Origin of the sequence: Mesobacillus sp. (assembly GCF_047739415.1) — a bacterium.
Classification (GTDB): domain Bacteria; phylum Bacillota; class Bacilli; order Bacillales; family Cytobacillaceae; genus Mesobacillus.
Genome location: NZ_JBIQOE010000276.1, coordinates 19,221 through 28,246, shown reverse-complemented (window position 1 = coordinate 28,246; position 9,026 = coordinate 19,221). Strand labels below are relative to the sequence as shown.

Sequence of the window (9,026 nt, the reverse complement as noted above, 5' to 3'; positions counted from 1 at the left end):
TCCTAGGTATTATTAGTTATATTATAACAAATTAACGCGGTGAATTGATGAAGTTAAATGATAAAAATAAAGGCTGTCGAGAGTTTCTCGACAGCCTGAGTCCACCTTAAAAGGTGGACTTCATCATGAGAATTTATAGGTCCAGAAGCGTTCATTGTTGAGCCACGCCAACGTCTTTGGATCCTTTTCCTTCAGTTTATCGGCCATTTCTTCAAGCATCAGCTCAGTTTGTGAGCGGTGTGCGCGAATCGCATCAAGCTTGATGTCCGCGACAGCACTTATATCATGGACGATATCCGGCTCGCCAAGCTCTTCGACACAGTTTCGTGAGAACGCTACGCATTGCAGCTTCGGCCGATCGGCTTCAGCGATTTTTTCAACTGCTCGCACAACTGCCGCACCGGTTGCCTCATGGTCCGGGTGGACGGAGTAGCCAGGGTAGAAGGTGATGACGAGCGAAGGATTCAATTCAGTGATTAATGATGACATGACATTGGTCAGCATATTCTCATCCTCGAACTCGACCGTCTTGTCACGGAACCCGAGCATGCGCAAATCATTAATGCCCATTGCGCGCGCGGCGTCCTTCAATTCCTTTTCACGTATAGCGGGAAGGGTTTCCCGGTTCGCGAACGGCGGGTTCCCCATATTCCGTCCCATCTGTCCGAGTGTCAGACAGGCATATGTGACGGGTGTACCCATATTAATATGGGATGCGATTGTTCCGGAAACACCGAATGCCTCATCATCAGGATGAGGGAACACGACAAGTACATGCCTTTCTTTTTCCATCGTAAAATCTCTCCTTTCAGCCAATCCTCGAATAACTATTCGAACGGTGTTTCGCTTATTTCAAGGGCGACGGCGAGCTTTCCGTTAAAATCATGGCCGGCAAGCAGCAGTCTTCCTTTATCATCAATTTCGAAGTGTGTGATTCCCTCAGCGTAAACCCAGCCAAAAGGTATCTTCAAACCAGTCCGAAATGGACCTTCACCAGTTATCTTCGCGCGTTCATAGGTTACCTTCGCATTGCGGATGTACGCTCCTGATGAGAAAAATGACTCGTTGTTATGGGATGCGTATGCTCCATTTGTTGTTTCTAAATGAATATAGACTTCTTTGTCTTTAAAACGGTCCAGGGCTTCCTGGACTTCTGATAATATAACCGGATCCATCTTGGTTCCTCCTTCCCGGGCTTAGAAGTTTTTCAGTTTATAATAGCCGAATGAATGGCCTTCTATGTTATAAATCAATAATATCTATCTTACTAAAAAATCTTTCTAAAAGCGAAATGTACGCTTAAAAGCTTGGATTATCATATCAAAAAGGATAATTACCTATTTTAATTGGAAATATACGAAAACAGTGAGCATGCAAGCAGGTTTTACATAAAGTGTTTAATCCGGAAGGCAAATGGAAATAGTGAGGAAAAAGGAGGGAGCCTATGAATCACGCAAAGGCACTTTTGATAAAAGGCATCATGACATTTGCTGTTCTTCTTCTATTATTGGGTAGTTTTGCAGGGTTAGGCGATATTCTCGTCATCACTCTCGTACTTGGAGTGATTTCCTATCTTGCCGGTGACTTGTTCATTCTTCCGAAAACAAGCAATCTCACCGCTTCACTAGCTGATCTTGCCCTCTCATTTTTCGTGATATGGGGACTTGGTTTGATGTTGTTCGAGCAAACGGATGGCATTCTTTTTGCAGCTCTCTTTGCATCAGTATTAATCGCTTCTGGTGAATGGTTCTTCCATAGTTATATGGCAGATCGGGTGCTTCGTATTAATCGGAAAATATAATAGGTAAAACAAAAAGCGCAAGCGAGTTGTCCGGCCCCTATAAGTGCTGAGCTAGATAATTCGTTATTATTTTTTATCTGTGAGCTTTTACGAAAAATGTACATGGACATATAAGCGGTAGGCTAAAGTCGAGTTCTATCGGACAAACACATGAAAATTTTCAGGAAAAGTGTCCGTTAGAAAGGCTTTATCGGACAAACGCATGAGGAAATTGCAGAAAAGTGTCCATTAGAATGACTCTATCAGACAAACTCATGACTTTAACGCTTATATCATTTAGTAACAGAAAAAGAGGCTGTCCAAAGCTCAAAATGATGAGCTTTGGGACAGCCTCTTTTTGTTTTGTTGTTTATTCTCCGCGGTTGCCGTCTGCGTACTTGTTGTATGCCAGGTGAGCGGTTGGGCCTACGTAATCATTCAGCCTGAAGCCGTGCTTGATGGCTTCAGTGATGAAGCCTTTCGCTACTTCCAATGCTTCAGGAACTGTTTTGCCTTTAGCCAGCTGTGCAGTGATCGCGGAAGCGAATGTGCAGCCTGCACCGTGCGTAAAGCTTGTTTCAACCTTTTCGGATTCGAAAAGAGTGAAGTCTTTTCCATCATAAAGGAGGTCTACAGCCTTTTCGTGGTTCAGCTTGTTTCCGCCCTTGATCATAACGTTCTTCGCGCCTAGATCATGGATTTTCACCGCTGCTTCCTTCATGTCATCAATTGTGCGAATAGGTCCGGTTTGTGCCAGCTGCCATGCTTCGAACAGGTTCGGTGTGACGACTGTTGCTCTTGGCAGAAGTAATTCTCTCATTGCATCTGTGTTTTCAGGCATCAAGACCTCGTCTTCCCCTTTACATACCATTACAGGGTCGATGACCACTCTGTCCAATTTGTGCTCATCAATTTTGCGTGCAGATAGCTCGATGATCTCAACCGTTCCGAGCATACCTGTCTTCATTGCATCTATTCCAACGGAAAGGATCGTTTCAAGCTGTTTTTCGACGAGTTCAACTGGCTGTGGAAAGACTTCGTGATGCCAGTGATTTTTAGGATCCATAGTCACGACCGTAGTTAGAGCAGTCATTCCATAAACGCCTAGCTCCTGAAATGTTTTAAGGTCAGCCTGGATTCCAGCGCCGCCGCTTGTATCTGAACCTGCGATTGTTAACACCTTTTTCAAACTCATCTATACTACCTCCATTTTAAGAATGGCGACTGCCTTATCAGCATAAAGCATGTCACCTTCATCACTTTCTTATGATTATACCAATTCTATAGATTTAGACAAAGAATTGATTTTGAGGGCGGACTATATGGATAATATTAACTTTTGACGATTTTGTGGCATTAGGGCTTTGACGTGATGAAAGTTACTGAGGGAAAAGTTGAATTCATTTAGAGTTGTTTATGTGAAAATTGACCCATAAAAGATTTTTCGAAAATAAAAAATCTCAATTTAAGGATTTGTAAAGAAAAAGACAATTTTCAGCTATATTATTGTAACAATTGAAGCGGTTACAACCATGTAATTTCCAGTACATTAAAGGCGTAGGGGTATTATCCCTTTTTGCATAGTGGAATGTTTTTTTAATATAAGGCTTGTGATGTGAGCCGAATATAGAGTTTTACCAGCTTGCAAGTTTAAGCCAGTCTTTCAATCCCATCGCACCACTGATGGCCGGAAAGAAGTCGATAGTTGCAGCAGATCCCGGATATGAACGACCAGATAAGGGGTGAAGAACATGATCAAGAAAGGCTGTCCTGAAGAATATCCAATTAGCCTGAAGCTGAATGGATATGAAATCGCAGTATTCCAGCTGACAAATCAGGATCTGGAAGATTGGGTATATGGCTACCTTTTTTCAGAAGGTTTGATTGATGGGCCGGAGGATGTTGTCAGCGTCCAATTCAGTGAAAAAACCGGCACATTGAATGTAACATTATGTAACTCTTTTGATCCAGAGCAGATGTTTTCGAAAAAGAAGCATTATACAGCTGGCTGCGGCCGGGGAGTGACCTTCTTTTCGATGACGGATGTCAAGAAGTTCAATAAAGTGAATTCCGATGAAACATATTCGCTGACATATTTATTGAAGAAACGCGCAGAGTTTGCGCAGAACTCGCCGTTGTACCTGGAAACAGGCGGCATGCACGGAGCCTGTATCATCCTGGAGGATGGAAGCATCGAGGTCAGAGAAGATATCGGCAGGCATAATGCTGTCGACAAGATCATCGGCCACGCAATCCGAAAGCGTTTGCAGCCTGACCGCCTCGTCCTTTTGACGACCGGAAGGGTTTCATATGAAATGCTCTCAAAGGCCGCTAAGTTTGGTTTTGCCGTCATTGGCTCACGCACTGCGGCTACAAAGCAGGCCATCCAGTTAGCCCGATTCCTGAACATTGAAGTCGTTGGCTACTTGCGTGGGAAAATGGCAACTGTCTATACATCTGCCAAAAGGATTAATGATGATTTAAACCCGCCGGCTGTGGAAAATAGTTCTCACATCGAGAACTGTCCAGCTCCAGCGCCTAACCCCTCGAGTCGCTTCGGTCCGCCCGATGAAGTCAAAGAACGACTTCACCGGTCAGCCCTCCAGCGCTTGTCGGGGCTGACCAAGGCGCTTCCGCTTTTCTGGAAAGGGGGGAAGCCCAGCAAGTACTGAATTGACAACACCTGTGGGATTAGGGATGTTCTAAGCAACTATTGGGAAGGAGAGAGAGAGATGGTTGAAATCAACCTGAATCGCCGGCAGTTCTTGAAGCTGTCAGGTGCCACTGCGGCGACCCTGGCGGTTGTTGAGCTGGGCTTTAACGAAAAAGAGGTCCACGCACAAACAAAAGAGCTTAAGATTGCCAAAGCTACTGTAACACCAACCATTTGCGCATTTTGCGGTGTAGGATGCGGCATCTTGGTACACACAAAGGACAATACTGTGGTTTATACGGAAGGGGATCCGGATAGCCCAGTAAACGAAGGTACACTTTGCAGTAAAGGAACGACAATCAGACAAGTCTTCACATCTGAAAAGCGCTTAACGAAGCCATTATATCGTGCTCCTGGCAGCAAGAAATGGGAAGAGAAAAGCTGGGACTGGATGTATGAAACAATAGCAAAACGCACGAAGGACACACGCGACAAAACATTCATTGAAAAAGAAAATGGCATGTTTGTCAATAAAACCGAAGCCATTGCGAGCTTAGGTGGAGCAGCTCTTGATAATGAAGAGACATATCTGCTTGCGAAAATGATGAGAGGGCTTGGTGTCGTCTATCTCGAACACCAGGCACGAATATGACACAGTTCTACGGTTGCCGGTCTGGCACCTACAGTAGGGCGTGGAGCAATGACAAACCATTGGAGCGATCTGCAAAATACCGATTGTGCATTGATCATGGGCGGGAATCCTGCCGAGAATCATCCAATCTCTTTTAGATGGTTGACAAAAGCGAAAGCAAAAGGCGCGAAAATCGTCTCAGTTGACCCTCGGTTCACGAGGACATCGTCAAAGGCTGACGTCTATGCTTCACTTCGTTCAGGAACGGATATTGCCTTTATGGGCGGAATGATCAACTATGCATTAGAGAATAACTTGATCCACAGAGAGTATGTTGCTGAATATACAAATGCATCTTTCATTGTAAAAAAAGACTATGAGTTTAATGATGGATTATTCAGCGGGTATGACGAAGCAACCCGCAAGTATGACAAAACGAAATGGGCTTTTGAAACAGACGAAGAAGGCAATCCAAAAAAGGATAAAACCCTTACACATCCGCGTTCTGTATTCCAATTGATGAGAAAGCATTTCTCACGCTATGATGTCGACTCAGTTATTGCAGTGACCGGAACACCTAAAGAAGATTATCTAAAAGTCTGTGAAACTTTCTGTTCAACAAGCAAGATAGGAAAATCCGGAACGATCATGTATGCAATGGGCACAACTCAGCATACGGTCGGAACACAAAACGTCCGTGCCTTTGGAATCATCCAGTTGCTGCTTGGCAATATTGGCTTGCCTGGCGGCGGAATCAACGCAATGCGCGGCGAATCCAATGTACAGGGTTCAACGGATTTTGCTCTTTTATACCACCTGCTTCCAGGTTATATCGGAACACCTACAGCAATTCCAGAGCATGCGACACTTGAAGGATACAATACAAAAGAAACACCTAGTGGAGGCTATTGGAGCAATAAACCAAAGTTTCTGACTAGCTTGCTGAAGGCATGGTATGGCCCCAATGCTACAAAAGCTAACGAATTTGGGTATCAATACCTCCCAAAAGGAAACAAGAACTACTCTCATATCAATTTGTTCAACGCCATGTATAAAGGCGAACTGGAAGGTGCGTTCTTATTTGGAACAAACCCAGTAGTCGGCGGCCCGAATGCAGGCAAGGAAAAAGAAGCGCTGTCCAAACTTAAATGGATGGTTGCAGTTGACCTATGGGAGACCGAAACATCTGCTTTCTGGCAAGAGGAAGCTGGCAGTGACCCATCCAAGATCGACACAGAAGTATTCCTTCTGCCGGCCGCAAGCTCTTATGAGAAAGAGGGCAGCGTGTCCAACTCTTCCCGCTGGATGCAGTACCGCTGGAAGGCAATCGATCCAAAAGGAGAATCTTTGGCTGATTTAGAAATCATCCATATGCTAGTCAAGAATATCAAAGCCCTTTATAGAAATGAAAGTACACCTGCAGCCAAGCAAATCAATGCATTGTATTGGAACTTTGGTGAAGGGCACCATCCTGATATCGACCTTGTGGCCAGGGAAATCAACGGCTATGACCTGACGACAGGAAAGCTTTTGAAAGGCTTTGGCGACCTTAAGGATGACGGTACAACAAGCTCTGGTAACTGGATTTATTCAGGGTTCTATCCAGAAGAAGGCAAGAACCGCGCTAAAAACCGTGACAACAAGGATACTGGCGGCGGGAACTTCCTGAACTGGGCCTTTGCATGGCCTGCAAACCGCCGAATTCTTTACAATCGTGCTTCTGCTGATCCAAGCGGTAAGCCGTGGAGCGACAAAAAAGCGGTCATCTGGTGGGATGAAAGCCAAAAGAAATGGACTGGAAATGACATTCCTGACTTCAAGCCAACCGTTGCACCAACGGATGCAGGCGGAACGAATCCTTTCATCATGATCAAAGGCGGTGTGGCAGGAGTTTTTGCTCCTACATTGAATGACGGACCGTTCCCTGAACATTATGAGCCGTTTGAAAGCCCAGTGAAGAACGCTTTCTCAAGTCAGGAAATCAACCCTGCAGTTGTCATCATTGAAGGCGAGTTCAACCTGAAAGGTGACAGCAAGAAGTATCCAATCGTCGGTACTACTTACAGGGTATCTGAGCACTGGCAGTCCGGTTCTATGACACGTAACCAGGAATGGTTGTCCGAACTGGCAGGCCATATGTATATCGAAATGAGTGAAGAACTCGCAAAGGAAAAAGGCATCAAAAACAAAGATAAAATCATTGTCAGCTCCGCCCGTGGTGATATCAAAGCATATGCAATGGTTACCAAGCGCTTCAAGCCTCATATGATGAACGGCAAGAAGGTGCATCAGGTCGGCATGCCTTGGCACTTTGGCTATAAAGGAATCGCAACAGGGGACACAGCAAACCGCTTAACACCTCATATCGGGGATGCAAACACGACAATCCCTGAATATAAGGCATTCCTCTGTGATATAAGGAGGGCTGACTAATGGCGGAATATATTAAATACGTCGATGTAACAAAGTGTGACGGATGCCGCGCATGTATGGTCGCCTGCAAAAACTGGAACGATCTTCCGGCTGAGCCGGAAGAGTTCCAGGGCAGTGTCCAATCACATGCAAATGTGACAGCGAACACATGGAACGTGCTGTCATTTATTGAACACGAAGACTCAAAAGGCAATCTGGATTACCTTTTCCGCCACTCCTCCTGCTACCATTGCTCTGAGGCGGCTTGCGTAAAGGTTTGCCCGGAAGAAGCAATGCACTATACTGACTTCGGAACTGTAAATGTAGATAGTGATAAATGCGTAGGCTGCGGCTACTGCGTTCAGAACTGTCCATTTGATGTTGTTCAGTTGGCAACATATAAAGACAAGAACGGCAAGGAGTATAAGAAGGCACAGAAATGCACAATGTGCGTGGATCGTCTTGAAGAAGGCATGCAGCCTGCTTGTGTAACAACTTGCCACACAGACGCTATGGAATTTGGCTCAAAAGAAGAAATGCTCAAGAAGGCTGAAAAGCGCCTGAGCGAAATCAAGGATAAGTATCCTAACGCAATGATTTACAATCCAGAAGGAGTCGGCGGTACGCATACCATTTACGTACTTGCTGAAAAACCATCTGTCTATGGACTTCCTGAAAAACCAAAAGTTCCAACATCTGCTGTGGTCTGGAAGGACTACGCACAGCCAATCGGCAAGATGATGCTTGGAGCGACAAGCATGGCGCTTGTAGGTGCTTTCGTGTCCAATAAGCTATTCAATAAAGAAGGCAAAGGCCATGAAGAGGATGGAGGTGGCAGCCATGAGTAATACGCAGTATTCAGGTGTGAAGGTAAAGCGATTCTCGAAAGGCTTTGTAATCGCACATGCTGTTAACGCTATTTCATTCTTTGCACTGTATATCACGGCCCTGCCAATGTATACAGAGTGGTTTGACTGGCTTTATCCATTACTGGGCGGACCAGAAGGAGCGCGCCTGCTCCACAGGATTTTCGCGATTGCCTTCATTACGCCTACTTTCATCTGGCTAATCATAGATCCTAAGGGCTTCCTGCGCTGGGGAAAAGAGCTTGTTACTTGGAAGAAAAGAGATATACAGTTTTTCACTGAGTTCGTCAAAGAACTATTTGGCTTTAAGTTCAAGCATGTAAAACAAACATTTTTCAATGCAGGTGAAAAAATTAACTCGATCATTCAAATCCTGACTGCGATCCTGATCATCGGTTCCGGCTTCCCAATGTGGTTTCCAGACCTGTTCCCGACTGCAGTTGTCCAATGGGCATATGTAGCTCATAACGTCGGCTTCGGCCTGGCAATTGCGGTAGTGGTCGGCCATATCTACCTGAGTGTCATCCACAAAAACTCAAGACCAGGATACACTGGCGTCATCACAGGTGAGGTGCCGGCTGAGTGGGCAAAGGATCACTATACAGAATGGTATGAAGAAGAAGTCAAGAAGGGCAATTTCCCTGACCTTGATAAAGACAAGAACAAGAAAAAAGGCGCGTAAAA

Annotated in this window: 8 protein-coding genes; 5 read left to right on the top strand and 3 right to left on the bottom strand. The window is 45.1% G+C overall.

Annotated features, from left to right (window positions below; all coding sequences use genetic code 11):
* Positions 1 to 123: 123 nt before the first annotated feature.
* Both bshB2 and ACH0QE_RS21885 read right to left on the bottom strand, forming a co-directional pair.
* A complete protein-coding gene (gene bshB2, locus ACH0QE_RS21890; RefSeq protein WP_415802547.1) occupies positions 124 to 792 on the bottom strand; it encodes a bacillithiol biosynthesis deacetylase BshB2 in 669 nt (222 codons plus the stop codon).
* A 35-nt stretch (positions 793 to 827) separates the two neighbouring features.
* A complete protein-coding gene (locus tag ACH0QE_RS21885) occupies positions 828 to 1,175 on the bottom strand; it encodes a YojF family protein (RefSeq protein ID WP_023613494.1) in 348 nt (115 codons plus the stop codon).
* Between the two features lie 269 nt (positions 1,176 to 1,444).
* Between ACH0QE_RS21885 and ACH0QE_RS21880 the strand changes: the two genes are divergently transcribed.
* Positions 1,445 to 1,801, top strand: coding sequence for a DUF2512 family protein (locus ACH0QE_RS21880; protein ID WP_415802546.1), 357 nt, complete (start codon positions 1,445 to 1,447; stop codon positions 1,799 to 1,801).
* A 349-nt stretch (positions 1,802 to 2,150) separates the two neighbouring features.
* Here the strand turns inward: ACH0QE_RS21880 and pdxK are convergent, their stop codons facing one another.
* Positions 2,151 to 2,975 carry a pyridoxine/pyridoxal/pyridoxamine kinase gene (pdxK, locus tag ACH0QE_RS21875; protein ID WP_415802545.1) on the bottom strand — a complete coding sequence of 275 codons (825 nt, stop codon included), beginning with the start codon at positions 2,973 to 2,975 and terminating at the stop codon, positions 2,151 to 2,153.
* A 556-nt stretch (positions 2,976 to 3,531) separates the two neighbouring features.
* Between pdxK and fdhD the strand changes: the two genes are divergently transcribed.
* From fdhD to ACH0QE_RS21855, 4 genes are all read left to right on the top strand, one after another.
* Positions 3,532 to 4,452, top strand: coding sequence for a formate dehydrogenase accessory sulfurtransferase FdhD (gene fdhD, locus ACH0QE_RS21870; RefSeq protein WP_415802544.1), 921 nt, complete (start codon positions 3,532 to 3,534; stop codon positions 4,450 to 4,452).
* A 69-nt stretch (positions 4,453 to 4,521) separates the two neighbouring features.
* Entirely contained in the window at positions 4,522 to 7,497 is a 2,976-nt protein-coding gene (gene fdnG / locus ACH0QE_RS21865; RefSeq protein WP_415802550.1) for a formate dehydrogenase-N subunit alpha, read from the top strand.
* Positions 7,497 to 8,324 (top strand): 4Fe-4S dicluster domain-containing protein, encoded by an 828-nt coding sequence (locus ACH0QE_RS21860; RefSeq protein WP_415802543.1) that lies wholly within the window; start codon positions 7,497 to 7,499, stop codon positions 8,322 to 8,324. The genes fdnG and ACH0QE_RS21860 overlap by 1 nt, the downstream gene beginning before the upstream one ends.
* Positions 8,317 to 9,024, top strand: coding sequence for a formate dehydrogenase subunit gamma (locus ACH0QE_RS21855; RefSeq protein ID WP_415802542.1), 708 nt, complete (start codon positions 8,317 to 8,319; stop codon positions 9,022 to 9,024). The genes ACH0QE_RS21860 and ACH0QE_RS21855 overlap by 8 nt, the downstream gene beginning before the upstream one ends.
* The last annotated feature ends 2 nt before the right edge of the window (positions 9,025 to 9,026 follow it).